This is a genomic window from Chryseobacterium soldanellicola (assembly GCF_900100115.1).
Classification (GTDB): domain Bacteria; phylum Bacteroidota; class Bacteroidia; order Flavobacteriales; family Weeksellaceae; genus Chryseobacterium; species Chryseobacterium soldanellicola.
The window spans coordinates 519,721-545,310 of the sequence record NZ_FNKL01000003.1; the positions used below are offsets into that span (position 1 = coordinate 519,721).

A 25,590-nucleotide genomic window follows, 5' to 3' on the forward strand; every position below is an offset into this window, starting at 1 on the left:
CATGAATTTTATAAAAAATAATCTGGCAAATGCGATCACTCTGGGAAACTTATTTTCGGGATGTGTCGGTGCGGTTCATCTTCTTTTGGGAGATTATAAAACAACTGCGATCTGCATTATTCTTTCATTGGTTTTAGATTTTTTTGACGGATTTGTAGCGAGAGCATTAAAAGCAAATTCTAACTTGGGTGTTCAATTGGATTCCCTTGCAGATATGGTGAGCTTCGGTTTTGTTCCGGGATTGACTTTGTTTGTGGCGTTGACAAAAGGTTCATTTACAGAAATTCCCTGGTATTATTATTTAGGGTTTCTGGTGACGGTTTTTTCATGTTTAAGACTGGCGATTTTCAATTTGGATGAAGATCAGAAATATTATTTTAAAGGATTGAATACCCCTTCAAATACTATTTTAATTTTCGGTTTGTTTTATGCTTTTAAAGAAAATCAAAGCTTTGGGTTTTTATTCAACAACAATATGTATCTGCTTGCTTTAACGGTAATTTGTTCGTGGCTCCTGATTAGTCCGGTTAAAATGATTGCAATGAAATTCAAATCAATGAAACTGCAGGACAATTATCCAAAAATCGCTTTATTGATCGGCTCTGTCATTATTTTGCTGATCTTTAAAACAGTCGGAATTCCGATGGTGATCATTTATTATATCTTAATCTCAATTATATTTCAAAAACAACTTAATTAGTGTTGAGTTTTGAGTGATAACTAATCGTAACCTTTAATCAGCTCATAATTTATAACTAATAACTTATAACTAATAAAATGAATTTAAAACTATATAAACCTCTTTGTATCTTTGACTTAGAAACTACAGGCACGAATATCGGTAAAGACAGAATTGTTGAAATCTGTATTTTAAAAGTAAATCCTGATGCGTCGAGAGAAAGCAAAACCTGGAAAGTAAATCCTGAAATGCCAATCCCGTTGGAATCAAGCTTAATTCATGGAATTTATGATCAGGATGTAAAAGAAGCGCCAACCTTCAAACAGATTGCGTCAAAAGTGATGGAAATGATTTCCGGAGCAGATTTGGGAGGTTTTAATTCAAACAGATTTGATGTTCCTTTGCTGGCGGAAGAACTTTTGAGAGCAGACTTAGATTTTGATTTAAATAAGTTTAAATTAGTAGACGCTCAAACAATTTTCCATAAAAAAGAGCCCAGAAATCTGGGGGCAGCGTATCAATTTTATTGTGGGAAAATGCTGGAAAATGCCCATTCCGCTGAAGCTGATGTGATGGCAACTTTTGAGGTTTTAGACGCTCAGATAGGAAGATATGAAGATATTCCGAATGAAATTGCTGCGTTGAGCGAATTTACATTCCACAATAAAAATGCAGATTTAGCAGGATTTATCGGGCTTAATGACAAAATGGAGCCTGTTTTCAATTTCGGAAAATATAAAGGTCAAGGTGTAAAAGCTGTTTTCCAGAAAGATCTCGGCTATTACGGATGGCTGCAAAATGCTGATTTCCCGCTTTATACAAAGAAGGTTTTTACCAAAATCCAATTAACAAGCAAATTTTAAAAAATGAATGATTTAGTCAAATTTAAGTTTTATGAAAATTCTATTGAAGCCAATAGAGACAAACAAATTTTGGCTGAAAACGGAATCAATAGCTTCATTGCCAATGAATTGCTTATTCAGTCCGATTGGCTGCTTTCTCAAGCGGTCGGAGGAATCCAGCTGCAGGTTTTTGAAGAAGATCTTGAAAAAGCGAATCAAGTTTTAGAAGATTACAAAGAAAACGAACAATTTTCATTAGAAGTGGAACATACGATTGAAAATCCCGAGTTTGATTTTGTATGCCCGAAATGTGGCTCGAATCATATTTACAGGGATGACAGCGCCACAAGCTTTTTTGGAGTTTCCATATTAACGAGCCATAAATTTGTCTGTTATTATTGTGGAAATGAGTTTATGCACTAGAAAAATTAATCTTGAATTTAAAGATGCTTCGACAAGCTCAGCATGACACTTCTAATACTAAACGTTACTATTGTCATTCCGGAAGAATCTCAACAAATTTATTAGATAAATTCTTCCTTTTAACAGTTTAGATCCTTTCAGGATGACAAACTGAATGATAATTTGATGTTGATAGATTGAAATAAAAGGCTAATACCTAGCCCCGATTGAGCGGCATCCTTTTGTGTAGCGAAGCGCAACAAAAGATATAGCGGAAAGCGGGAAAAAGCTTCAAATAAAAATAAAAACAGCTTTTCGATGTAATCAAATTGCTCCTTAAAATAAATATAAAATAATTGTGAGATTGCTTCGGCGCATTCGCTTCTCACAATGACATAAATAAAATAGTATGAAAATAATCTGCATAGGAAGAAATTACAGCGAACATGCAAAAGAATTAGGAAATGATATCCCGGAAAAGCCGGTAATCTTTATGAAGCCTGATACCGCGGTTTTGAAAGGAAATGATTTTTATATTCCTGAATTTTCAAATGATGTACATTATGAGCTGGAAGTTGTTTTAAAGATCTCAAAAGGTGGAAAATACATCCAGAAAGAGGTTGCCAGCAAGCATTATGAGGAAATCAGTTTAGGGATTGATTTTACGGCTAGAGATCTTCAGAGCGAATTGAAGTCAAAAGGACTGCCGTGGGAACTTGCAAAAGGTTTTGACGGTTCAGCGGTGGTAGGAAATTTCTTCAAAAAAGAAGATTTTAACCTGGAATCTCTGAATTTTTCATTGTTAAAAAATAAGGAAAAAGTGCAGGATGGCAACACCAAAGATATGATGTTTTCGTTTGATGATATTATTGCTTTTGTTTCACAATACTTCACTTTACGAGTGGGTGACCTTATTTTCACGGGAACTCCGAAAGGTGTTGGAAAAGTAGAAGAAAATGATATTCTTGAAGGCTACCTTGAAGATAAAAAAATCATTGATATCCGAATATTATAAGTAATTTAATATAGGCTTTGGCATAATTTTCCTATCTTTAAATAACAAAATTAAAGGTTATGATAAATATTGTGCTACCCGTAGATTTTGGGGATAAAACAGAGCAGCTTGTGGATGGTGCCGTAAAATTTGCTAAAGAAATCAATGGAAAAATCTTTTTGATTCATGTTGCACCAACAGATATAGGTTTTGCAATCGGCGATATGGGATTTCAGTATTTTCCTGAGGTTGAGCAAAATGAGATCAGAGAAGAGCTTATTCAGCTTAATAAAATTGAGCAGAGAATTCTCGCTCATGATATAGAATGTGAACATCTTCTGAAACAGGGCCTTGCCAAAGACACAATTCTGGAATATTGTAAAGTAAAAAATGCCAATTACATTGTAATGGGCTCTCACGGCAGAAGCGGAATTTATGATGTTTTTGTAGGAAGTCTTACAAAAGGGCTTACGAAAGATTCTCATATTCCCGTTCTTGTACTTCCGATTCACGACTAAGAAGTTAATTTTAATCGTTACTCATAAAAAAACCGATCAAACAACATACGTTTTGATCGGTTTTTTACTATATAACCAATTAATTAACCTTCTTTTTTATAGATCGTAGGATCGTAGTAAGGGTGTTTCCCCTCTGTTGGAGAATAGTAGTCTTTGTCTTTGTTGTTACCTAACGTTACTACTAACACATAGCACCAGTATGTAAACAGTACACAGCAAACAACAAATAAAATCCAGTTTAAAACGTTTCCAAATGTATCGTAAAAACCGAAAGACCATTTGAAAACTTTACTTAAGAATAGAAAGAAAGACGTCATTATTTTCCTTTTTTAAATTAACTTTGTACAAATTTAAAAAAAATGTTTAAATTACTTTCAAAAGAAAGCAATATTTTTTCAATTCCTGTTTATATTGGTTTTCTTCTTTTAATAGTAATAATATTTAACATACTGAATTTCAACACTTATGAAGCCATTATTGCCGGTATAATGTTCTTAGGAATTGCACTGGCTTATTTCTGTTTTCATAGTATTGCGCTTAATTATCAGACGCATTTGCCGTTATTCCTTTATACTTTCTTCATTTTTGGGCTTTATCCGGGAAATCTAGACATCGGAATTGCCGTTTCACTGCTCACCAATTCCTTCCTTCTTCTCCTTTTGACAAGTACGAATGAAGATATCAGAAAAAAATCTTATGTTCTGGTAGGATCGATTGTCGCTCTGAATTTTATTTTTCTTCCGACGACATGGCCGATGGCGGTTTTCGTGATCATTCATGTGGTTGCAACTTCCGAAAAAATTGCTTTAAATCTTTTCAGATTTCTTTTGGGAATTGTTATGATTGCATTAAGTTATTTTTCTGTCATGTTTTTCCTTAATTTTACATCCTGGAATTTTGATTACTTTCCTTTTGGAAAAATGAAATTTGTGACAGATTACAACAGCATGCTACCATTGGTTCCGGTCGCTTTACTGTTGATTTATGCTGTCTACGACCATTTTCAGAATTACAATAAAAAGAGCCCGATCAGCAGGTATAAATACACATTTCTCCTTGTATTTTCGGTGGCTCAGCTGGTTACTATTATTCTTTATATGAATAAAAGTTATGAATATTTACTGCTTTTAGCATTTCCTTCAAGTATAATTTTAAGCAGAATGATGAAGTTTTTGCCTAAATACTGGATGCAGGAAGTCAGTTTATGGCTGATTATTTTTAGTTTAATTACCTTTAAAGCAGGTACTTATTTTCAATTATTTTAAAGATTATGATTCAGATAGACGATAAATTAATTTCTGAGGATATTTTTTCCGAAGAGTTTGTATGTAACCTTACGAAATGTAAAGGCGCATGCTGCGTGGAAGGTGATGTGGGAGCTCCTTTGGATAAAAATGAGCTGGAGGTTTTAGATAGTATTTTTGATAAAGTAAAACCTTATCTTACTCCAGAAGGCATTAAAGCCCTGGAAGAACAGGGAACTTGGACAACCGATCCTTCCGATGGGATGTATGTAACGCCGATGGTAGAAAACCGCGAATGTGCTTATGTAACTTTCGATGAAAAAGGCATTACAAAATGTGGAATCGAAAAAGCCTACGAAGACGGCGCTGTAGACTGGCAAAAACCAATCTCATGCCACCTCTACCCGATCAGAATCACGGAATATTCTACATTTACAGCCCTAAATTACGATGAATGGAAAATCTGCAGTGACGCCTGTGCTTTAGGAAAAGAATTGCAGGTTCCTGTTTACAAATTCTTGAAAACTCCGCTTACCAGAAAATATGGTGAAGATTTTTACACCGTTCTCTGCGAAACCGCGGATGAATGGAAAAGAGAGTATGGATCTTAGTTTGGGCTTATGGGTTGGAGAGTTTGAGGGCTTAAGGGTCTTAGAGTTTTAGAGTTTAGAAAATTCTTTACATTTTTAATTCTCAAGGATTTAACATCAAATTACACATAATTATTAAGTCAAATAATATTACATAAAAAAACCGCAGATACATCTGCGGTTTTTATTTTGATTGAAAAATTGATTATTTTAGTTTGCTACACCTGCTTTTATCACAGCCGCTTCTACTTTCGTTTCTTCTTTTTTGGCATTTTCCCAGCCATCTTCTGGCATTAAGGTTGCTACAATTCTTCCTTTTGTAAGGTATTTTTTGGCAACATCCTGAAGATCTTTTACGGTCAGTGCTTTTACTTTTTCCTGATAATTCAGGATTTCGTATTTATCGCTGCCATCCAATTGGTTTTTGGTAAGAGCATTCATCCAATACCCATTGTCTCTCAGATTGGTTTTGTCGTCGTTGTACTCACCTTCTTTATATTTGTCGAGATCTTTTTGCTCTGGGCCTTTGTCGATTAACTTCTGAACTTCAGTGATGGCACTTTTGGTTAATTTATCGGCATTTTCCGGTCCGCAAGGGAAACTGATGCTGAAATTATACGTTCCATAAGGTACTTTATTCATTCCGCCTCTTGCTCCGCCGCCATAAATCCCGCTTTCATCTTCTCTTAATTTTTCGATCACTTTAATGGTTGCTACCTGGCCAAGCGCTTCTAATGCCAGCGCTTCTTTCTCATTATAAGGAGCTTCACCGCTGTAGGCGATTGAGACCATACTTTTAGGATCTTTCCCTTTTTTGTATATTTTGGTATAATCTCCCGTCATTTGTCTGTAGCCGGTATCTTTAAATGTACCTGTTTTTCCAGTTGACGGCAGGCTTGCGATATATTGTAAAACCTGATCTTTAAATTTCGCCTCATCAATATTCCCTACGAAATAGAACTGGAAATTCCCTGCGTTGGCAAATTTCTCTTTGTAAATATCATACGCTTTTTTATAATCCGTATTCGCCCAGTCTTTTTCCATTGGGATAATTCCTATGAATCTCGGGTTTTTCTGGTTCATAAATTTGGCGTGCTCGCTTGAAAAATAAAACTGCGGATTTGAAAGCATATTGTTCAGCATTGCCGACTGCTTGGTTTTAAAAGCATTAAAAGAATCGGGATTGTAATTTAAGCCTGTAAAATAGGCATACATCAGCTCCATTGCAGTTCCTAGATCCTTTTGATTGGTTCGCCCTGAAATCCCTTCCGTTAAAGTCCCGATTGACGGGTTTACAGTTACCTGCTTTCCTGCAAGATAATTGGTAAGATCTGCTTTAGAAAAGCCATTCACTCCCGCTTCCGATAAAGCCTGGAAAGCAAACTGCGTTTTATTAAAATCTGCATCCGGAATAAGAGAATTTCCGCCTAAACTTCTTGCTGCAAAGACAATTTCATCATCTTTGAAATCGGTTTTTTTGAAAGTAACTTTTGCGCCGTTGCTTAAGGTCCAGGTTGTGGTTCCTAATTTGGCATCGGTTTCGGTTTTTGTGATTTTACCTTCAGATTTGAAAGGTTTTACTAAATTTTTAATCGTTGCCTTTTCTTCGTAAGGCTTAATGTCAGCCATTTTTACGCTTTCAAAAGTATTCAGAACCATTGCTTCCGTCGGCATTGTAACATTATCCTTTTTAGGACCTGTGATCACAATAACCCGACTGTCGTCTTTTACCATTTTTTTGATGATATCATTCGTCTGAGTCAAAGTTACGGAAGGCAGAAATTTCTTTGTATCTTCATATTCCCAGGCGATTCCCGGCATCGGTTCCTGCTCCAGGAAATTTCTTACATATTCTTCTACCAGCTCGTCACTTTCTGTTTTGTCGCGGTTGTTATAAGACCTTTCTATATTAGAAATAACCTGAGATTTTGCTCTGTCTAATTCAGATTGTGTAAAACCGAATTTTTTTGCTCTTTCAACCTCTGTTAAAAGAACTCTCAAAGCATTAAGCTGATCGCCTTCTTTAGTCATCGCAAATCCCTGGAAAGCTTCTTTTGTTCTCGCATATGTTCCGCCATGATAAACCGAACCAAATGTAAAAGGCGGATTTGTTGAATTGATTAATTCTCTGAATCTGTTATTAAGCATAGTCGTAGCAAGGTTTTCAACAGCGCTCTGATTATACTGTTCAACCGTTACATCTGGCTTATAGGCATCAGCATCTTTCATGATAAACTGCACCATTGAGCTTGTCGCATCAGGATCAGTTTCTACAGCCACCAAAGTCTCTTTATGGTTTGGAAGGTCAAAAACCTTTCTTTCCCTTGGCTTTTCAGGATTTTTATATTTGCTGAAATTATCTTTGATTTTCTTTTCAATCTCATCAACATTGATATCTCCTACGACAACAATTGCCATTAAATCCGGTCTGTACCAGTCTTTATGAAATTGTCTGATCACATCCGGCTTAAAATTCTCCAGCACTTCTTTTTTTCCGATCGGGAGCCTGTTTGCATATTGGGAATTGTATAGTAATTTAGGTAAATACTTGTCAGACATTCTTTTATCTGGGCCTAAGCCTAATCTTAATTCTTCTAAAACAACGCCTCTTTCCTTGTTGATCTGCTCGTCAGAAAGTGTTGCGTTAAAAGCCCAGTCTTCCATCACTTTAAGTCCGGCATCAAGATTTCCCGGTTTGTCTAAAGGTACGGGAAGCATGTAAACGGTCTCGTCAAAACTGGTGTAAGCATTAAGATGCTGTCCGAATTTCACGCCAATTGACTGTAAAAAATCCACCAGCTTATTGTCCGGGAAATTTTTGGTTCCGTTAAAATTCATGTGTTCCATGAAGTGGGCAAGGCCTCTTTGGTTTTCATCTTCAAGAATAGATCCCGCGTTAATTGCCAATCTGAAATCTACTTTCTTTTCAGGAAGCGTATTTTTCTTGATATAGTACTTCATCCCGTTTGGAAGAGTACCTGTTCTTACAGAAGCATCCATCGGGATATTCTGTGCAAAAGCATTGGCTGACATTAGAATAACAGCAAATGTTGAAATGATTTTTTTCATATAAATATGGGTTATTAATTTTTTTCTGGTGCTAAAATTATATATTATTCACAACGTGAGGAAATGTGTTTTCGTATATTAGTAGTTAAAATTGAGTTAAATAGCGTTAAATTTACCTTATAATAAAAAAAGCCGGAAAATTCCGGCTTTATTATGTTAAATAAGTAATTTATTATTTAAAATCAGCATCTGTAACGCCAGAATTTAAAACAATTTTTGTGGTCTTAATGACAACTTTCTGTCCGTTTCCTTCTGCATTTACTTCTGCAGGGAATTTTATTCCGTCAACAGTCATATAATTTGAGATAACGGCTGTTCCTTCTTTAGATTCTGATTTTGACAACAATCCTGTAGAAGCATCGAAATAATATTTTCCTTTTTCAGAAGCTAATACATTGTAATCTTTTCCGTCAATCTTTTCTACCGTAACGGTCTGAAAATTTGCAGGATCATATCCTAAAGCATCGATGGTTTTTCCTTTTTTCAATTCAACTATTTTATCAGCAGGAATTTCATTTTTCTTACCCATCTGTTCAAAATAACCTTTTTCACCGTCAAAAAGCTGCGTCATTTTTTGCCCCATTACACTCTGTTCGGATCTGAATTTATTGCCCATTTTTTTTGTGGTCATATTAAATTCCATTCCCTGAACAGAAATTGTGTTTTCTGTAACACTCGTTTTGATCGCCTCTAATTTATCTTTTCCTCCCAAAGCACTGACATATTTATCAATAACATCTTTAGGTGTTAACTTTGATTGTTTCGCTTCCGTTTTTGCCGCCGTGGTAGTCGTTTTCTGTTGTGCTGCTACTGATGTGGAAAAAAGCACTGCACAGAAAAATGGAATGATGATCTTTTTCATATATAAAGTTTAAGCCGTAAATATATGAATATTGACTGATATAAATAAATATTAGAAATCAGACGTTCAATATTAGAATTAAAATTAACACATTGTTAATTATTTAAATTCATTTCTATTCCACAAAAAAACCACCAATTTCTTGGTGGTTTTTAGTATTTATAAAAGTCTTAATTACTTTTTAAGCTCTTCCAAAAACTCGTCATGAGAGATTGCAGTTTCTTTTTTAGTCGCTTTTTCTAAGATAACATCTTTTAACTTAGTCATAGCAACTTCAGAAGAGATCTGTCTTACCTGCTCTTGGTCTTTCAACATTTCAACAGCATATTTCTGGATTTCCTCATCCCCTAAATGGTGGATTCCGTAGATCGCTAACTGATTTCTCACCAATTGCTCAGCTTGTGCCAAAACATCAGCGTAATCTAACTGAATGTTGTTATCGGTCATCAATTTTCCTTCGATGATCTGATATTTCAATTGAGTTTTTTCAGCTTCAAGGATTTCTCTGGCCTGAGCTTCAGACTGGATATTCTGGTTAGAGAATTGCAACCATTTTACAAGGAAAGTTTCAGGAAGAGTAACTTCTTCTTTTTCAGAAACCTGCTCCAATACTTTATTTACAAAGTGAACATCAGCATTTTGCTGGAAATATTCATCTAATTCAGATTTTACTTTTTCTTTAAGCTCTTCTTCAGACTTAATGTTTCCTTCGCCATACACTTTATCAAAAAGATCCTGGTTAAGCTCAGCTAAGTTTAAAGAATAGAAATCTTTTACTTTAACCTCAACTTCGTTGTGGTGTAAATGCTCAATTTCTTCTTTGCTGAATCCTAATTCTTTAGCTAATTCTTCGTTACCGGCAAGAGTTTCCTTAGAAACTTTTACAGATCCGTCCGTTTTTAACCCTTTTACCAACTTGAAAGCTTCTTTGTTTTCAGCAGTAACAGTAGCATTTTTCGGATGGTGGTGGTGCTCTCCTTCAGCGTCTTCTTCTACAACCTGAGAAATTTCTAAAGCAATATAAGAATCTTTTGTGATTTTATCTTGAGGAACCTGCTCAGCAAAACGCTTCTGCATGTTTTCAATACTTTTGCCGATCTCTTTATCAGAAGCTTCTACTTTGTAGTGAGGAGCCTCATATTTAGCTAAATCTATCGTGAATTCAGGCTCATACCCAACTTCAAAAGCAACTTCCAACTGATCAGCATTGTAATCGAATTCGTTTACTGGCTGAGGAACAGGCTGACCAACTAATCTTAATTTGTTATCATTAACATAGCCGTTTAAAGCATCAGAAACCTGTTTGTTGATTTCTTCGAATGCAATCCCTGCTTCATATTGTTTTCTAACCATACTCAAAGGCACTTTCCCTTTTCTGAAACCAGGAACTTGCGCATTTTTAGCATAATTAATCAATTGCTTTTCTACTTTTTCTTTGTAGTCAGATTTTTCCAATGTCACTGTAAGCAATGCACTTACATCATCATGGTTTTTTGCGGTAACCTTCATTATTGATTAAAATTTTAGGTTGCAAAAATATGAAAATTTTATCAAAATACCCTATTAAAGATAAATTCTTCGGCATCAAATATTTATAATTAAAAAACCACCGAAAATTTCAGTGGTTTTAAGGTAGATATGATCGTCTTTTTATTTAGTTTGAGATAGTATAATTAGCCTGAGCATCGGTTTCTCCACCAGACTGTGTTCCGTAAACAATTCCGTTGCCGCTCACCTGAGAGCTTTCAGAAACCATTGCCGGCTCATGGTACAAAGTAAGAATCAGCTGACTTGTTGAAGATGCGTTTTTTACCGCTTTGGTAACGACCCATTGTGTTTTTAACCCTACATGCTTGCCGTCTGCTCTTGTAGAAGAAGCATCATCTGTACGCGTCAAGGCAATGTCAGAATTCGGGAAATTATAGACTAAAAAATGCTCGTCTTTTGCATCTTTAATTTCCTGAGTGGCATCTTCATCTCCGTTTTTAAACTGAGCTTCGACTTCATACGTTTTTCCGTCCTGTAAAATAATAGTCTGCGTTCCTCCCGCTCCAACGCTGTAATTGTAGGTCGCCGTTGTACCTGCTGCAACATCTTTTACCTGTAAAAGAATATTGGTAAGATCTTCCTGAGGAATATCATCTTCTTCTGCCGAACCGTCTCTCTGACAAGAAACAACAGTAATTGCGATGAATAAAACAGCTAATAATTTGATTATATTTTTAGTATTGAATAGTGTGTTCATTTTTTTGAATTTAAATTGTAAAAAATTTGTTTGTAATTGTTGAATTTTAGAAACGATATCTAACATTCAGGATGAAGTTTCTTCCTGCTTCATCCGCAAAAAATCTCAGGCGGTTAAGATAATCTCTGTACGAAACATTGAAAACATTGTTCACAATAAGTCCCGCAGAAAGATTTTTACTGATATTGAGGCCCGTTTGAATATTCCAAAGTGAATAACCACTTGGAGGAGTACTGAAATCAACCGTTTTTTCCACTTCTTCCCCATTTTCATAAATAGGAATGGTCGCATTATGAATCGGGAATCTTTTTTGCGTTAAAAATGTCTGATTTTCAAGGGTAAAATAAAAATGATTCCAGTTTTCTTTATTGAATTGCAGTGCATTGGAAAAATTCGGAGGCATCATCAAAATTAATGGTTCGTTGTGCGTATCGTCCTGCCCATGAACATAACTTCCTTTTCCGACATACGTAAAACTGTCATTCAATTTAAAGTTTATATCTAAATCAATACCGTACATTTTGGCATCAATCTGTTGATATTCCCATACCGGAAACACACCTCTGATCGTATTTTGAATCCCTGTCGGAACTTCATTGATGAAATTTTTAGTAATGAAAAAATAAGGGTTCACGGAAACATTCAATCCTCCCAACACATTGAATTTTGCATCTGCCGTTAAGTTAAACTGATGTCCCTGCTCATTTTTCAAGCCCATATCTCCAATTTCGATAACCGCTGCCGAATGGTGCAATCCGTCTGAGAATAATTCTGCCGCATTCGGAGTTCTACCGACTTTTGCATAATTAAATTTCAGATTAAAATAGGTACTCGGGTGGTATTCCAGTCCTGCATTGAAAGAAATATTTTCAAAGTTCAATTGAGGACGCGTCAAAACTCTGTTTTGATTGGTTCTCACATAAAATTGCGGATAAGAATCTGCATAACGTTTTTCCCAATCGCTTTTGTCGTACCATTTCGTAACGTCATAACGGTTGAAGTCATATCTCGCACCTGCTTCCAGATTAAAATCATGTGAAATTTTATATTTAAAAATCGAATAAACTCCAGCAGAATATTTGTCATAATTCGGAATCAGACGTCTTGCTTTCGTTGCCGGATCAGAATAATTGTTTTGAAAACTTGCATCAATACCTGTTTCCAAAGACCATTTTTCTCGTTCCAATGAATCGTTTAGGTTAAACTGATGCGTCATTAATTCCAGATCCAAAGAAGGAATTTCATTTAATTCACCTCTTCTGATGTCATATTCCTGTCTGTGATTGTACTGAAAACTGTACGTTGCAGAAACTTTTCCGATATTTTCAAATCTTTTGAATGCCGAAATTTTTGCAATATGATGCTCAATAACCTGTCTAGGATTATCAATATCATAGCTGAAATTCCCCGTATAAATCGGAGTTTTTAAGCTCATCGCATTGTAAAAATCGTCATTATTTCCGACATGCGAACCTCTGTAAATCCCGATATTTTGGTTCGTCAGATAATAATCAAAGGAGATTCCCTGATTGTATTCATTTTTCTGAACAGTGAAATTAAAGGATGAAAAATCCATTCCCGTATTCATCAAATTGTAGTCAGGAGCGTGCTGATCTCCCAATTTTTTGATGCTTCCGCCTGATTTTATTGCCCAGCCGTCTTTCCAGACTTTGGCAACATCGACATCTAAGCCTAAACCTTTACCATTCGAGATTCCTGAAAGATTTACAGAACCTTTTATGGTGTCTTTTTTAGGGAAAATTTCGGGCTCCATTACGACAACTCCTCCGATCGCATCACTTCCGTATTTTAACGCAGAAGCTCCTTTTATTACATCGATATGCTGAAAATTATTGATATCAACATTTGGAGCGTGTTCTACTCCCCATTCCTGCTCGGCAAGTCGTACTCCGTTATTTAAAATGGAAATCCTGCTTCCGTAAAGCCCATGAATAATAGGTTTTGAAATATTATTTCCCGTTTTCAAAGTAGCAACACCTGAAATTTTTGACAGTAAATTTCCCAGATTATCCGTAGAATTTCGCTCAATTTCAGATTTATCGAGCGTTTTAACGATTAAAGAACCATTGCTTTTATGACTCCCATGGATGGTCACCGTTTCAATATCCTGAATATGGTGTTCCAGCGTAATCGTCAGATGCAGATCTTTCGTAACTTTTATATTTTCAGTATAATCATTACAATCAGGATGTTTAGCAATGATTATATAATTTCCCGAAGGAATTTTATTAAATGAAAACTTACCTTTCTGGTCTGTTTTTGTAGTAAAATCACCGATTTTCACTACAGCGTTTTCCAACGTAGTTTTATCATGAAAATCCTGAACAATACCTTCTACCGAGTAAGTTTTTTGTGCGTTTGTAATTGCAAACCCGCAAAGGATCAACAATAAACTATATATCAATTTCATTGTAATAGATTGATTGCGTACTATTTAAAGTACATTTAAAAAAATCGAAAAAATTGCAGATGGCTTTTAATTAGAAATTAGAATTTTTGCTCTATTTAATTAAAAATTTAAACCATAAACATTGAACTTTAAACCTAATTAAAGCCAATAAAATCTATAAATTATGAAATTGTGGGAGGTCCCCGAAGCTGAAAAGTGAATTTAGTCTGAGACCAGATTCTTTCCTGAACAGCAATAATTTGCTTTACTTCATGCGTATAGCTTTCGAAAGAAAAACTGAAGTCTTCAGGAACTAAAGTATGTCCTGTAGCCATAAAATGACAAGCCAAACAGTCTGCGGCTTTTTCTTTTGCCACATTTTTGCTGATGGTATTTTCTGTCTTTTTGAAATTGAAACTTTTAAAAACTTCCTCAGAACTGTGATTGTGAAAATTTTGAGAAAACAGCGCAATAAAGTAGATCCCAAACAAAAGCTTGGAGATAAAGTTCTTTAGATTTCTGCTTTCTTTAAAAATCATCATTCAAAAATAAGAATAAATTAATAAAACCTACATTAAAGTTTCATTAAAAGATTTTGTGAATTATATGAATAAGTCTTTATGAATGGTTATTTGTTACAAAGACTTTTACAATAATTAAATTTATTTAGATGCTTCGACAGGCTCAGCATGACATCGCTAATACCAACATTAAAATAAAACGTGAATTATCCACAATGTCATGCTGAGCCTGTCGAAGCATCTTTTATTTTAAAATTAAGCTAATTGAGAACCCAAATACTCCCATTCCTGAAGGGCTACATCAAGCTCTTCTTTCGTTTTGTTGTATTTTTCCAGTGTTTCGTCGGAAGGATTTTCATTGGTAAAAGTAGCTTCCATTTCCTCGATTTTGGTTTCAAGCTCGGAAATTTTTTCTTCTACTTTTTTGATTTTATTCTGAATATTTTTTTGTTCTTTGCTGACAATGATTGATGATTTATCCTCAACCTTCACTTCTTTTGGAACCGGCTTTACCTCAACTTTTACGTCTTCGCTGTGAAGCTTTGCTTTTTCGGCAGAAATTTCTCTCAGTGTTTCTTTTTGTCTGTATTCCAGATATTCACCAACGCTTCCCAGGAATTCTTTCATTTTTCCTTCACGGAATTCGTAGATTTTATCACAAAGCCCATCCAGGAATTCTCTGTCGTGAGAAATTACAATTAATGTACCTTCAAAATTCTGTAAAGCCAACTTGATAATTTCTTTAGACTGAATATCCAGGTGGTTGGTAGGCTCATCCATAATCAACGTGTTGAACGGACGAAGCAATAATTTACAAAGTGCGAGACGGTTTCTTTCTCCTCCGGAAAGTACTTTTGTTTTTTTTGTTACAGCATCACCCTGAAATAAGAAAGATCCTAATAAATCCCTAACTCTTGGCCTGGTTTCTTCCGTTGCAGCGTCTTCCGCTTCTTCTAAAACCGTTTTATTCGGTGTTAAAACTTCTTCCTGATTTTGAGCGAAATATCCGATATTTACGTTATGTCCTAAATTCCAGGAACCTGAGTAGTCTTTAATATCTCCGGCAAGAATTTTAGCTAAAGTCGTTTTTCCCTGTCCGTTTTGTCCTAAAAGCGCAATTCTGTCTCCACGCTGAACGATGAAATCGACATCACTAAAAATTTGTTTTTTACCGTATGCTTTTCCAAGATTTTGAGCTTCAAAAATAACTTTTCCGGGAACCATTGACTGAACGAAACGAATGTTGAATTTTGAAACATCTTCATTATCAACTTCAATACGCTCAATTTTATCTAATTTTTTAATAAGCGACTGTGCAAAAGACGCTTTGGTAGCACTTGCACGGAACTTATTAATATTGTCTTCCATTTGCTTGATCTCCGCATCCTGATTCTTTTTAGCCTGAATCAGTTTTTCACGGCGCTCTTCACGCATCACCAAATATTTAGAATAATTGGCTTTATAATCATCAACTTTTTTATTATTAATATCAAAAGTCCGGTTACAAACCGCGGTCATAAACTGTTTATCGTGACTTACCAAAACGATCGCTCCGGGATAATCTTTCAGGAAATTCTCCAACCAGATGATGGATTCCATATCCAGGTGATTGGTAGGCTCATCGAGAAGCATGATGTCGTTCTTTTGAAGAAGCAGTTTTGCCAGCTCGATTCTCATTCTCCAGCCTCCGGAAAATTCGTCGGTGATTTTATGAAAATCATCCGCTTTAAAACCTAAACCGAATAATATCTTTTCCATATCACCTTCCAGATTGTAGGCGTCGTGGTTCATTAAAAGATCGTTTAATTCAGTCATTTTATTGATCAGATCAGTGTAGGCATCGCTTTCGTAATCGGTTCTTGTTGCCAATTGATGATTGACCTCTTCCAGTTCGTTTTTCCAGGCATTGATCTGCTCGAAAGCCTGCATGGTTTCGTTCCATACGGTTCTTCCTTTTACGAAATCAAGATCCTGCTTCAGGAATCCGATTGTGATATTTCCTTCGGGTACAACGCTTCCTTCGTAGAAATTGATTTCCTTCGAAAGCATTTTTAATAAAGTGGATTTCCCCGCTCCATTTTTACCAACCAAACCTACTTTATCATCTTTTTTGATCGTGAAATTCACGTTTTGAAACAAATAATTTCCCGAATGATGTAATCCTAAACCTTGAATCGAAAGCATCTCTTAATGAATAATTAATAATGAATACTACTACTGAATCTTTTTCGGGTGCAAAAATACGGAAAAAGAAATGAATAGCCCAGAAATAAAAAAGGTTGCCCAAAAGGACAGCAAAACATCTAAATTTTAAATGACAATTACTATCAATATCGAACGAAAAAAGGCTGCCCCAGACGAGCAGCCCAACCTAAATTTAAAACTGAAAAAGTACTAACTTTTATTTAAAACTTATTTTATTAATATCGAGCGGCTCCAGATATCATTGTTCGGAATATTGCTTCCGTAAGCATAATCCGTCACCGAGCCATCTTCTAAAAGATGAATATCTGATGTAAGAGCCGGATTGATGGTGTTGACGGATGAGTGACTCGGGACATTCAGTCCGTTGTTGATTTCTTCTACATTAATTTCTCCATTTATTTTTTGAAGCATCGATTTTGTGTACAATCCGAAATTGGCTGAAATATGAGTATAATCCGCCAGTTTTCCGTAATTGTAAACTGGTTTCAAGTTTGGAAAAAGATCTTTGCTGTAAACTTCTAATTCGTTTGAAAGCTGAACTAAATAAGGATGTTTCTGAGCATCAAACTCAAAATTAGATTCATCAAAATTGGTATTGAAAACCGGAGTCTGAGCATTGGTTTCCGTTATCATTAATTTACCGTAAATCTTCGACAGATCATTATAAACCAAGCTTCTCGCAACATAAGCCTGAGAAAAATAACTTCCTACGTCAATCTTTGAGTCTTTTAACAGATGATCCCAGATTTTATTTCCTTGCGCGTCTTTTTTGGTATTTCTTACCTTTAAAACATAAGCTTCAAGATCTTGGGCAACAACATAATTCGGGGAAATGTAAACCGATTGAGAGCCTTCAAGATAGCCTCCTCCAACATCGGCGTGAGCTCCGGGAACGAAAATTTCTTTCCAGACCGATTTTCCGGTGTCGGATTTTGTATCCTTCATATTTTGTGAATCTTCAAAAACTCCGGTAAGAGGAAAAAAATACCGGCATTCGTTGACAGCGCACAAATGAAGCGCGTTTTTCACGCCATGAACCACTGTGACATTATAATGATTGAAGGGCGTAGATTCCACCGTATCGAAGACACCAAGGAATTTTACCCTGATATTTTTTGCAATTCTTGATCCGTTTAATAATTCGTAAGAAAAAGTTCGCGCCAACATCGCCCCTCTGCTAAAACCATAGATATAAAAGTGATATTCCTTGGTTTTATCCTGCATTTTAGCATCAATAAAAGCAAATGCTTTCGCCAGTTTATCATCGGAAGAATACCCTACATATCCTACAGGATTTTTGCAGGTAGCCATCGCAAAACTGCTGTCTTCGGCTCCTGTAATCGTTCCTACGCCTTCTATGTAAGCCTTTTCATCACCATTGAATAATTTGAAAAGTTTATAAATATTGGTCTGGCTACCGTAATAGCTTTCATTATTATAAGGAGGTTTTTGCGGGGAATTTGCATTAATGCCATTATTACCCGTACCGTCGAAAAAAATCCCGACGGATACTATTGTACTATTTTCCATTGTTAGTGTCTCGATTTTATCATTTTTCTTTTGTGTTTTTAGAATCTTTGAACCTCCGGCTTTCCGGAAGAACATTTCATCAAAGTAATGACAGAATAAAAAGAGAAACTATAGTAGAAAACACCAAATAAAAAATTCCGTATAACTACGGAATCATATTTTTAAGGAAACGGAATAAATATTATTAATAATCGCGTAGATTACAATGCCGACTGTATTTTTGGCACCGATTTTCTCCAAAACCCGCTGTCTGTGGCTTTCGACTGTGCGCGGACTGATAAAGAGCTTTTCGGCGATCTCATTGTTGGTAAATTCCTGGCAGATAAGCTTTACAACGTCTTTTTCACGTTCGGAAAGCTCGTCTTCCATTTCGAAAAGTGATTTTTTCTTGGAAGAGCTGTTCATGTACGAAAAAAGCATCTGATGGTCTTCGGCAGTAAAGAAAACGCCGTTTTTGTGAACCATCGTAATGGCTTCAATAAAAGTTTTCCGGTCTGAATTTTTTGGAAGAAAAGCGGCGACCCCCAATTTTACCATATATCCTAAAATCGAACTTTTGTAATGCGAAGAAAGAATAATGATCTTTAAATCGGGATATTTTTCTTTAAGAATTTCAACTAATTCAAAACCGTTCATCGGCTTCATCTGTACATCAACCAATGCGATATCCGGAAAATCTTTTTCGTCAAGAGTTTCCAGGCTTTTAAGAAAATCGGGGCCGTTGTTTGATGTCGAACAGACTGCAATGTCTTTTTCGTTTGAAAGTAACATTTTCACACCCTCAAGGATGAGCTGCTCGTCATCAATTAAGGATATTTTGATTTGTTGATTCATTGTTGTGTGGGATTTTAATGATTAAACGGGTTCCGGTACCTTTCTGTAAGGATGTTTTCCATTTGTGAAGCGCGTTCACGGATTTTATTCTGGATTCAATATTTTTAATTCCCATCCCTTTTTTCACAAGATCATAATCAAAACCTTGTCCGTTATCTGATATGATGAGGGCCATATCACGGGGATAATCTTTTATATAAATCCAAACTTTTGTGGCGTCAGAATGTTTCAGAACATTGGTGCTGAATTCCTGTATAATCCTGTAGAGCTGAACTTCTGTAAAAACATCTTTTTTCTGATATTTCGGGCTTACACTGAGCGAAATATTTATTCTCTGTGAAAGGTTGACAATTAATTCTTCAATATACAAAACAAGCCCGACAGATTCCAGGTTTACAGGATATAACGAGTGTGAAATCGTGCGTGCAGAATCGATCAGCGCAGACATCTGGCTGGAGATGTTGTTTTTGATTAATTCATCCCCTTTTGTGTCCAGATTATTCAGCCATAATGAAAGAATATTCAGGCGGTTTCCGATATCATCGTGAATCATAACCGCAATTCTTTTCCGCTCTCCTTCCTGAGCTTTAATATTCTCTAAAACAAGCTTTTTCTGATGTAAAACTTCCGCCTCGTGCTGTGCGTTTTTTTCTCTGATAATCCTGTCAATGAAAAATTTGTATGCCAGCAAAACGAAAACCACGATGATCGCCAAAACGATGATCAAAGCAATAAAAAAGCCGATATTCAGGGTTATTTCTTTAATTTTAAAAAGGTATAAATGATTGATAAATAGACCAAGCTGCTCAAAATATTATTCATTCCCCAAATCATGTAAACATCATCATTGGAAAGTGTCTTCAGCTGTTTAAGCATAAAAAATATAAATACGGAAACGGCATAATAAAGAAACATAAATGCATCAACGAGTATAAAATGGTCTTCTGCCTTAGGTTTGCGGATCTCCGTCAAAAGAGAATATCCTATAAAGCAAATCACTACAATATTGGAAATTACTTTTTTAAATTCATTAGTTTCTGCATCGTTTACAAAAAAGAAATATCCTACGAGAATAGCAATCGGGATGTACCAGTATTTGGACATATTTGATTTACTGATAAATAAGCTTCCCAGCAGCAAAAGCTCCCCCGATACATAAAACGGATATAAAAAATCTGTATTCTCGAGCTCTAAAAGATAAATGGAAATCTTTATCGTCACCTCTATCAAAAAAAGAAAAATGATATAATAAACATACCATTTTTCCGTATTTTTTAATAGCTTATATTTCAAAAGCCCAACCAGCGCACTTATTAAAAGTAACCCATTATTTACATAGAGTATTACTTTAAATGCCTCCTCCATTTATTTATTTTTTACTATTTGATTAAATTCTGCAAATCGGCGGACATGGCTGTGACCAGTCGTAAGTATTTGAGATCGTTTCCACACTTCCGTTATTCTGTAAATCTTCGTAAAAAGAAATGAAAATCAATGTTACCAACATTCTCTGATAAATATCAGAATATTTTAAACCAAATGAACATACGAAGCTTGTTAAGCCCTCTTTTGGCGGCGTCAGGTTTTCAGAAGGCACATAGAATTTTTTGAAAACCCTTGCTCCTTTAAAGTCACCACACTCGTAATAGAACCAGTTCATCCCTTCATTTCTCCATGATTCGATGGCGCTTACTGCCTTATCCTGATCCATCATCGGCATATTGGCTACCGGGAAATACATATCTGCATTATCGTCTATTTTGCGAAGATCGTTAGAAAGAACGGCATTTTTGATCACTGTATATTCCTTTGTTTCCACCAACGGAAGGTCTCCCTGCAATTCTGAAAGCACGCTGTAAGGATATTCTGTAACGGCAGCTTTTTGCCCCTTTTTGTCAAGTGGCGATAAAATCAGAACAAGCTGACTGTTGTAAATACCGATTTCTGTACAGAATTCTTTGTAATCATTTTTGTCTTTAAGCCAGTCGATTTGTTCTTTAGAAAGTGTAAAAATATAGTTGGTAGGGATCAGTCTTTCTATTTCTAAGAAATTTCCGATACAATTGTCCCAATTTGCTGTGGCTACAGCATACTCATCTCTGTTAAAAATTGTCATAATTTAGCATGGTTAAATTTAGTCCCATAAAATTATGTAAAGTTAACTACGTGTGCAAATATCTCACGTGAAAATGAAATTCATTAATAATTCCGTACCGTAACATGATAGCAGCTCTGTTGCTTTTCTTTGATGAAATAAATTCTCCCATTGGTGGCATAATATTGTAAAATTTTCTCCAAAGCCGCTTCCATCTTCGGATTGTACTTCAAAACGTCGTTAAATCTTATGTAAGAGATGTCAAAAGAATTTCCGTAATTGTGTGAGCTTATTCCTAAAGACGCGTTACTGTTAACTTTTCTTAACCTGCACTGGTCTTCGAGCGTTCTGGTGATTGATGAAACCGTAAACGTGTGGCCTTTAGTTTCTTTACTGAATCTGGCGCCCATTCTTTCCAGGGTTAATTTGGCTTTTGAAACCATCCAGGCCCTGCTGTAATCAAGCCTTTGAACGCGGTATCCTTTCCCGCTTTTTTTGATTTTATGAAATTTTCCGGAATTGATGTATTTTAAAACCGTCTTTGAATCTTTGAGAATTTTTACTCCAAAACTTTTCGAGGCATCCAAATGTGGCTTATACAGAGCGGTCGGCTCCACTTTTAACACTTCGGTGAGATCGTAGCATGGTAAAGCTTTTTTCGTAGATTGGGATCGATACAAACCAAAAATTAAAGGCACAAAAATCACGCACAGATACTTTTTCATTCAGGAGCTTTTAAATTTTATAAACTAAAAATAAACATTTATGTTATATAATTCAACTTTGATAGTAATTATAGGTAAAAATAATTCGCAATAATTTAAAAATCAAAATATTAAATTCACAATTATCTTTCACATTCATTTGAAATATTTTTAAGTTTTTACTTTTTAATTCAAGATTTAAATTTTACATTTGGTTTGCATTTTAAAATAAACAATATGATAAAAAAACTTTTCGCTGAATTTTTCGGCACATTTTGGCTTGTTTTCGGAGGTTGCGGAAGTGCAATTTTCGCCTCGCAGATCGCTCCGGCTTCCAATGGCCAAATGGGAATCCTTTTAATAGGAGTTGCTTTGGCTTTCGGGCTTACTGTACTTACGATGGCATACGCTGTCGGGCATATCTCAGGAGGGCATTTCAACCCTGCCGTTTCATTTGGTTTGCTGGCTGGAGGCAGATTTCCCGCTAAAGACCTTATTCCGTACATTGTCGCCCAGTGTTTGGGCGCTATTGTAGCTGCCGGATGCTTATACATTATTTTGAGTGGCTCCGGAGCCCCCGATTTTTCCGGACCGGGCGCTTTTGCCACCAATTTTTACGGTGATGCCGTCTATTTTGGCAAAGGATATTCAATGGGAGCTGCATTTTTAACAGAATTTTTATTGACCGCATTTTTCCTGATCATCATCATGGGTGCCACCGACAAAGCTGCCGACGGAAAATTTGCAGGAATTGCCATTGGTTTAGCCTTAACATTAATTCACCTGATCTCAATTCCGATCACGAATACTTCCGTGAATCCTGCAAGATCGCTTTCACAGGCTGTTTTTGTTGGCGGAAATGCAATTTCCCAACTTTGGCTGTTCTGGGTAGCGCCAATTTTAGGAGGTGTAGCCGGAGGATTAATTTATAAGTTTTTGCTGCAGCCTGCAGACAAAGTTCCATTAGGAGATTAAAAAATAAAACGTAAAAATCCTGTCGCAATGGCAGGATTTTTTTTGATCTATTTTCAATAAAGATTAATTTGAATAAAAGATGCTATTTTTATTTAAAATATTCAATGACCTTATAATTTCCGTCCTGGTATTTATCCAACAATTCTTTTACATAGTATTTATGCTGTACTCCCGTAAGAATCACGATTTTTTTTCCTTTATACTGATTGGCCTGTCTGATAATATTCAATGCCATCGTGTTGTTTCTTAAATCCCAAAAATTACACCACAGCTGATATCCATCACGATACGAAATTTTTTCTCCGTTGGGTTTCTTTACAAACTTATGGGCAAAAATATCTTCAGAGTTTGAAATTTTAGGAATTTCATGATGCTGAACAAATTGACGGTATCTGTTGACTGTTTCGAAGCTTAATGAATTCAACGTTTTAATATCTGTTTTAGAAAAATCTTTCAGCGCATTATTTGCTTCCATATATTTTTCAAAAATGACTGTATTTGTAGGATTTAAAGCCTTTTTTTGATAGAGACTGTCCATTAATTGTATGGTCAGATTATCAGTGGGAACCATTCCGTTGTCTTTACGGTATTGATTTCTTCCTTCAAACTCAAACGGTAAATTAAGGGTTTTCGGGTATTTATTTAAATATAATATTGCCGCACTTACTTCATTCGAGTTTTTCGACATACTTTCTTTTTTGAAATCTTTCATTTGCTCTGTATCAAGCTCCTGCAGAATGATATCCGGTTTTATTCTGTCTAATATCTCGAAAAGACTCTGCGGATTCAGAATTGCTGATGGCTCATGAACTGTTCCAAGAATATAAATTTCTGTTTTCCCTGAGTTTTGCGCATTACAAAAACAAGATAGCAGGATCAAAAGACTTAAAAAAATATTTTTCATTTTTATGGTAAATTTTTAATAAAAATTAAATCTAATCTGTCTAATCACCTGTATTTTTTACTATATATGGGTTCTCAAAGATTATATTTATGCACGGCGAATGTACAAAAAACAACGCATGAAAAAAATCCCGGCAACAGGCCAGGATTTTCTATTGTAATTTCTTTATTTCAAAAGGATTTTTAAATATAAGTTCTTCATGTTTTCCTTTAATTTCCATTTTCCGCTGAATTAAATTCAGAGCCATTTTTCGGATAAAAAGATCTTTGTCATTTAAATTCCAATAAGAATCTTCATGTACTTTTTGAGGCTGGCGGATAATGTAAAATTCTGTTTCCCAATTGTCAACATTATGATAAAATTCAATAATTCCACAATGTTCTGGAATTAAAGAGTGATCGATCATTCCCATTGGCAGCAAAAAACTGAACGAATTGCAGACATAATCTCCACAAGAAATTTTATCGTGTTTTAAAAATTTTTCGCCAGTTTTTGTATTTAAATAAGATTTTTTAAAGTCGTTTTTAAAATCACTTTTTGAAAACTTGATTTCAATTTCATGGCTAAAGCCTTCAGAATCAATAATCAAAATATCAGCCTCCCAATCAGAATGAAAATGATTGGTCAACACAATTTGCTTCTCAAAATCACAGTGAGAATGGATGTAGGCATGAACAAGTTCTTCTATCTTTAACATGTTGAGAGTCTGAGGGTTTTAGGGTTTTAGGGTTTTAGGGTTTTAGGGTTTTAGGGTTTTAGGGTGAAAGTTAATACAATTCTTCAATTTGTAAGCAAATGATACCTATTAGATTTAATGTAATACTACTTTAAAACTCTATACGCATTCATCCTCACACTCTCAAATACCTTAACTCACCAAGAGACTGCATCCACGGATATCGGAATGATCGATCCTTCCCAATACCTGGAATTTACCTCCCGGAAGTGCTTTTCCCAAATCCTGAGTTGCAATAAATGAGCACGAATGAATATTGGCAAGGTCAATGATATTGACAGCCCCTGTTCTTCCTTCCTGTTCATAATTAAAAGGATCTTCGGCATTCCGAATCAGAATTCTCATCCAATTTGGGCATTCATATACATTTTCACCTAAAGAATAAGCTTGTGAAAGAAGCTCCGTCATAGAATATTCTGAATAAATTTTATCTGTTTTGAAACCTTCCTGTAAAATTTTCAACAATTCATCTTTTGTCATTTCTTCTTTACGTCCTTTCATGCCGCCGGTTTCTATAATAGTAATATTGTCAGAGTGTTGCAATGTTACAGTGTTGGATTTACAGAAATCCAAAAAATCCAAAAGCGCGAAAGAAACCCCGAAAAGAATAATCTTTTTATCTTTTAATTGAGTTAAAAATTTAAACAAATCTGAATGATTATAAAGAAAATATCCGTTTTCAGGTTTGGCAGATTTTTTCATTAAATAATCGACCATATAGATTAAAGATGAATTTTGCTTTTCCAGATAACTTGGCAATAAACCCAGAAAAATAAAATCTTCAGGTTTTCCGATAAATTGCTCAAAACTTCTGTAAATACTTTCCTGATAAATATTTTCATCCGCAATGAAATGTTTGGATAAATTCATCTGCGTGGTTCCCGAGCTCTGAAAAAACAGCTCCGTTGTCACATTTTTATCTAAAATCTGATGATTTTTAAACATCTCGATAGGCAAAAAAGGAATTTTTGTCACTTCATTAATATTGTTTGGATCAATACGTAAATAATCCACAAACTTTTTATATACCTCAACATTTTCATATTGATAGCGGAATGTTTCTAGACAAACATCCACAAAATCCTGTTCTGATCGTATGCTGAATATGTTTTTCAATTTTATTATAATTATTTTATGCTGTTATTTTCCCAATTAATTAACTATTAAATCTGAAAACACTTTTTTAATATTTTTTTAATCTAAATTTAAAAATTTGGTCGAATTCTTGCTA

General features: G+C 35.2%; 25 protein-coding genes. 8 read left to right on the plus strand and 17 right to left on the minus strand.

What is annotated here, in order from left to right; genetic code table 11:
- Position 1 precedes the first annotated feature (1 nt).
- From BLT04_RS11900 to BLT04_RS11920, 5 genes are all read left to right on the plus strand, one after another.
- A complete protein-coding gene (locus tag BLT04_RS11900) occupies positions 2–700 on the plus strand; it encodes a CDP-alcohol phosphatidyltransferase family protein (RefSeq protein ID WP_089756026.1) in 699 nt (232 codons plus the stop codon).
- Between the two features lie 77 nt (positions 701–777).
- Complete coding sequence (locus tag BLT04_RS11905) at positions 778–1,542, plus strand: 3'-5' exonuclease (protein WP_089756027.1); 765 nt, start codon at positions 778–780, stop codon at positions 1,540–1,542.
- A 3-nt stretch (positions 1,543–1,545) separates the two neighbouring features.
- Entirely contained in the window at positions 1,546–1,944 is a 399-nt protein-coding gene (locus BLT04_RS11910; protein ID WP_089756028.1) for a putative signal transducing protein, read from the plus strand.
- A gap of 388 nt (positions 1,945–2,332) precedes the next feature.
- Positions 2,333–2,938 (plus strand): fumarylacetoacetate hydrolase family protein, encoded by a 606-nt coding sequence (locus BLT04_RS11915; protein ID WP_089756029.1) that lies wholly within the window; start codon positions 2,333–2,335, stop codon positions 2,936–2,938.
- A gap of 59 nt (positions 2,939–2,997) precedes the next feature.
- Positions 2,998–3,435 (plus strand): universal stress protein, encoded by a 438-nt coding sequence (locus BLT04_RS11920; protein WP_089756030.1) that lies wholly within the window; start codon positions 2,998–3,000, stop codon positions 3,433–3,435.
- An 83-nt stretch (positions 3,436–3,518) separates the two neighbouring features.
- Here the strand turns inward: BLT04_RS11920 and BLT04_RS11925 are convergent, their stop codons facing one another.
- Positions 3,519–3,752: a DUF6341 family protein gene (locus tag BLT04_RS11925; protein WP_089756031.1), complete on the minus strand. Its 234-nt coding sequence runs from the start codon at positions 3,750–3,752 to the stop codon at positions 3,519–3,521.
- A gap of 42 nt (positions 3,753–3,794) precedes the next feature.
- On the opposite strand from BLT04_RS11925, the gene BLT04_RS11930 reads away from it, so the two are divergent.
- On the plus strand, positions 3,795–4,700 hold the full coding sequence (locus tag BLT04_RS11930) for a DUF6427 family protein (protein WP_089756032.1): 906 nt from the start codon (positions 3,795–3,797) through the stop codon (positions 4,698–4,700).
- 5 nt (positions 4,701–4,705) lie between these two features.
- Positions 4,706–5,290, plus strand: a complete 585-nt coding sequence (locus tag BLT04_RS11935; protein WP_089756033.1) for a DUF3109 family protein — start codon at positions 4,706–4,708, stop codon at positions 5,288–5,290.
- A 189-nt stretch (positions 5,291–5,479) separates the two neighbouring features.
- On the opposite strand, the gene BLT04_RS11940 is transcribed toward BLT04_RS11935, so the two are convergent.
- The 13 genes from BLT04_RS11940 to BLT04_RS12000 all read right to left on the minus strand — a co-directional run bounded on the left by BLT04_RS11940 (position 5,480) and on the right by BLT04_RS12000 (position 21,765).
- Entirely contained in the window at positions 5,480–8,338 is a 2,859-nt protein-coding gene (locus tag BLT04_RS11940) for a M16 family metallopeptidase (RefSeq protein ID WP_089756034.1), read from the minus strand.
- A gap of 172 nt (positions 8,339–8,510) precedes the next feature.
- Positions 8,511–9,200 (minus strand): hypothetical protein, encoded by a 690-nt coding sequence (locus BLT04_RS11945; RefSeq protein WP_089756035.1) that lies wholly within the window; start codon positions 9,198–9,200, stop codon positions 8,511–8,513.
- Positions 9,201–9,374: 174 nt separating this feature from the next.
- Positions 9,375–10,709 (minus strand): trigger factor, encoded by a 1,335-nt coding sequence (locus BLT04_RS11950; RefSeq protein WP_089756036.1) that lies wholly within the window; start codon positions 10,707–10,709, stop codon positions 9,375–9,377.
- 145 nt (positions 10,710–10,854) lie between these two features.
- On the minus strand, positions 10,855–11,445 hold the full coding sequence (locus BLT04_RS11955) for a hypothetical protein (protein ID WP_089756425.1): 591 nt from the start codon (positions 11,443–11,445) through the stop codon (positions 10,855–10,857).
- A gap of 46 nt (positions 11,446–11,491) precedes the next feature.
- Positions 11,492–13,876 carry a TonB-dependent receptor gene (locus BLT04_RS11960; RefSeq protein ID WP_089756037.1) on the minus strand — a complete coding sequence of 795 codons (2,385 nt, stop codon included), beginning with the start codon at positions 13,874–13,876 and terminating at the stop codon, positions 11,492–11,494.
- A 161-nt stretch (positions 13,877–14,037) separates the two neighbouring features.
- Positions 14,038–14,397 carry a hypothetical protein gene (locus tag BLT04_RS11965; protein ID WP_228421942.1) on the minus strand — a complete coding sequence of 120 codons (360 nt, stop codon included), beginning with the start codon at positions 14,395–14,397 and terminating at the stop codon, positions 14,038–14,040.
- Positions 14,398–14,631: 234 nt separating this feature from the next.
- Positions 14,632–16,560, minus strand: coding sequence for an ABC-F family ATP-binding cassette domain-containing protein (locus BLT04_RS11970; protein WP_089756039.1), 1,929 nt, complete (start codon positions 16,558–16,560; stop codon positions 14,632–14,634).
- Positions 16,561–16,788: 228 nt separating this feature from the next.
- Complete coding sequence (locus tag BLT04_RS11975) at positions 16,789–18,111, minus strand: T6SS phospholipase effector Tle1-like catalytic domain-containing protein (protein WP_089756426.1); 1,323 nt, start codon at positions 18,109–18,111, stop codon at positions 16,789–16,791.
- A 153-nt stretch (positions 18,112–18,264) separates the two neighbouring features.
- Positions 18,265–18,945, minus strand: coding sequence for a response regulator transcription factor (locus BLT04_RS11980; protein WP_089756040.1), 681 nt, complete (start codon positions 18,943–18,945; stop codon positions 18,265–18,267).
- The gene (locus BLT04_RS11985; protein WP_228421943.1) at positions 18,914–19,672 is read right to left on the minus strand and encodes a sensor histidine kinase; all 759 of its coding nucleotides are present in this window, start codon (positions 19,670–19,672) and stop codon (positions 18,914–18,916) included. Before BLT04_RS11985 ends, BLT04_RS11980 begins: the two co-directional genes overlap by 32 nt.
- A 26-nt stretch (positions 19,673–19,698) precedes the next feature.
- A complete protein-coding gene (locus tag BLT04_RS11990) occupies positions 19,699–20,310 on the minus strand; it encodes a hypothetical protein (protein WP_089756041.1) in 612 nt (203 codons plus the stop codon).
- A 22-nt stretch (positions 20,311–20,332) separates the two neighbouring features.
- The gene (locus BLT04_RS11995) at positions 20,333–21,061 is read right to left on the minus strand and encodes a hypothetical protein (RefSeq protein ID WP_089756042.1); all 729 of its coding nucleotides are present in this window, start codon (positions 21,059–21,061) and stop codon (positions 20,333–20,335) included.
- 83 nt (positions 21,062–21,144) lie between these two features.
- Positions 21,145–21,765, minus strand: coding sequence for a DUF5715 family protein (locus BLT04_RS12000; RefSeq protein WP_089756043.1), 621 nt, complete (start codon positions 21,763–21,765; stop codon positions 21,145–21,147).
- A 219-nt stretch (positions 21,766–21,984) separates the two neighbouring features.
- Here BLT04_RS12000 and aqpZ point away from each other — a divergent pair, with 219 nt between their 5' ends.
- Positions 21,985–22,719 carry an aquaporin Z gene (gene aqpZ / locus BLT04_RS12005; RefSeq protein WP_089756428.1) on the plus strand — a complete coding sequence of 245 codons (735 nt, stop codon included), beginning with the start codon at positions 21,985–21,987 and terminating at the stop codon, positions 22,717–22,719.
- 88 nt (positions 22,720–22,807) lie between these two features.
- Here the strand turns inward: aqpZ and BLT04_RS12010 are convergent, their stop codons facing one another.
- From BLT04_RS12010 to BLT04_RS12020, 3 genes are all read right to left on the minus strand, one after another.
- Positions 22,808–23,623 carry a hypothetical protein gene (locus BLT04_RS12010; protein ID WP_089756044.1) on the minus strand — a complete coding sequence of 272 codons (816 nt, stop codon included), beginning with the start codon at positions 23,621–23,623 and terminating at the stop codon, positions 22,808–22,810.
- A gap of 151 nt (positions 23,624–23,774) precedes the next feature.
- Complete coding sequence (locus tag BLT04_RS12015; protein ID WP_089756045.1) at positions 23,775–24,320, minus strand: hypothetical protein; 546 nt, start codon at positions 24,318–24,320, stop codon at positions 23,775–23,777.
- Between the two features lie 171 nt (positions 24,321–24,491).
- On the minus strand, positions 24,492–25,475 hold the full coding sequence (locus BLT04_RS12020) for a LuxE/PaaK family acyltransferase (protein WP_089756046.1): 984 nt from the start codon (positions 25,473–25,475) through the stop codon (positions 24,492–24,494).
- Between the last annotated feature and the right edge of the window lie 115 nt (positions 25,476–25,590).

What these genes read in the sequence shown, in the direction of transcription:
- BLT04_RS11900 (WP_089756026.1), top strand. Translation starts at nt 2, where the DNA reads ATGAATTTTATAAAAAATAATCTGGCAAATGCGATCACTCTGGGAAAC.
- BLT04_RS11905 (WP_089756027.1), top strand. Translation starts at nt 778, where the DNA reads ATGAATTTAAAACTATATAAACCTCTTTGTATCTTTGACTTAGAAACT.
- BLT04_RS11910 (WP_089756028.1), top strand. Translation starts at nt 1,546, where the DNA reads ATGAATGATTTAGTCAAATTTAAGTTTTATGAAAATTCTATTGAAGCC.
- BLT04_RS11915 (WP_089756029.1), top strand. Translation starts at nt 2,333, where the DNA reads ATGAAAATAATCTGCATAGGAAGAAATTACAGCGAACATGCAAAAGAA.
- BLT04_RS11920 (WP_089756030.1), top strand. Translation starts at nt 2,998, where the DNA reads ATGATAAATATTGTGCTACCCGTAGATTTTGGGGATAAAACAGAGCAG.
- BLT04_RS11925 (WP_089756031.1), bottom strand. Translation starts at nt 3,752, where the DNA reads ATGACGTCTTTCTTTCTATTCTTAAGTAAAGTTTTCAAATGGTCTTTC.
- BLT04_RS11930 (WP_089756032.1), top strand. Translation starts at nt 3,795, where the DNA reads ATGTTTAAATTACTTTCAAAAGAAAGCAATATTTTTTCAATTCCTGTT.
- BLT04_RS11935 (WP_089756033.1), top strand. Translation starts at nt 4,706, where the DNA reads ATGATTCAGATAGACGATAAATTAATTTCTGAGGATATTTTTTCCGAA.
- BLT04_RS11940 (WP_089756034.1), bottom strand. Translation starts at nt 8,338, where the DNA reads ATGAAAAAAATCATTTCAACATTTGCTGTTATTCTAATGTCAGCCAAT.
- BLT04_RS11945 (WP_089756035.1), bottom strand. Translation starts at nt 9,200, where the DNA reads ATGAAAAAGATCATCATTCCATTTTTCTGTGCAGTGCTTTTTTCCACA.
- BLT04_RS11950 (WP_089756036.1), bottom strand. Translation starts at nt 10,709, where the DNA reads ATGAAGGTTACCGCAAAAAACCATGATGATGTAAGTGCATTGCTTACA.
- BLT04_RS11955 (WP_089756425.1), bottom strand. Translation starts at nt 11,445, where the DNA reads ATGAACACACTATTCAATACTAAAAATATAATCAAATTATTAGCTGTT.
- BLT04_RS11960 (WP_089756037.1), bottom strand. Translation starts at nt 13,876, where the DNA reads ATGAAATTGATATATAGTTTATTGTTGATCCTTTGCGGGTTTGCAATT.
- BLT04_RS11965 (WP_228421942.1), bottom strand. Translation starts at nt 14,397, where the DNA reads ATGATGATTTTTAAAGAAAGCAGAAATCTAAAGAACTTTATCTCCAAG.
- BLT04_RS11970 (WP_089756039.1), bottom strand. Translation starts at nt 16,560, where the DNA reads ATGCTTTCGATTCAAGGTTTAGGATTACATCATTCGGGAAATTATTTG.
- BLT04_RS11975 (WP_089756426.1), bottom strand. Translation starts at nt 18,111, where the DNA reads ATGGAAAATAGTACAATAGTATCCGTCGGGATTTTTTTCGACGGTACG.
- BLT04_RS11980 (WP_089756040.1), bottom strand. Translation starts at nt 18,945, where the DNA reads ATGAATCAACAAATCAAAATATCCTTAATTGATGACGAGCAGCTCATC.
- BLT04_RS11990 (WP_089756041.1), bottom strand. Translation starts at nt 20,310, where the DNA reads ATGGAGGAGGCATTTAAAGTAATACTCTATGTAAATAATGGGTTACTT.
- BLT04_RS11995 (WP_089756042.1), bottom strand. Translation starts at nt 21,061, where the DNA reads ATGACAATTTTTAACAGAGATGAGTATGCTGTAGCCACAGCAAATTGG.
- BLT04_RS12000 (WP_089756043.1), bottom strand. Translation starts at nt 21,765, where the DNA reads ATGAAAAAGTATCTGTGCGTGATTTTTGTGCCTTTAATTTTTGGTTTG.
- BLT04_RS12010 (WP_089756044.1), bottom strand. Translation starts at nt 23,623, where the DNA reads ATGAAAAATATTTTTTTAAGTCTTTTGATCCTGCTATCTTGTTTTTGT.
- BLT04_RS12015 (WP_089756045.1), bottom strand. Translation starts at nt 24,320, where the DNA reads ATGTTAAAGATAGAAGAACTTGTTCATGCCTACATCCATTCTCACTGT.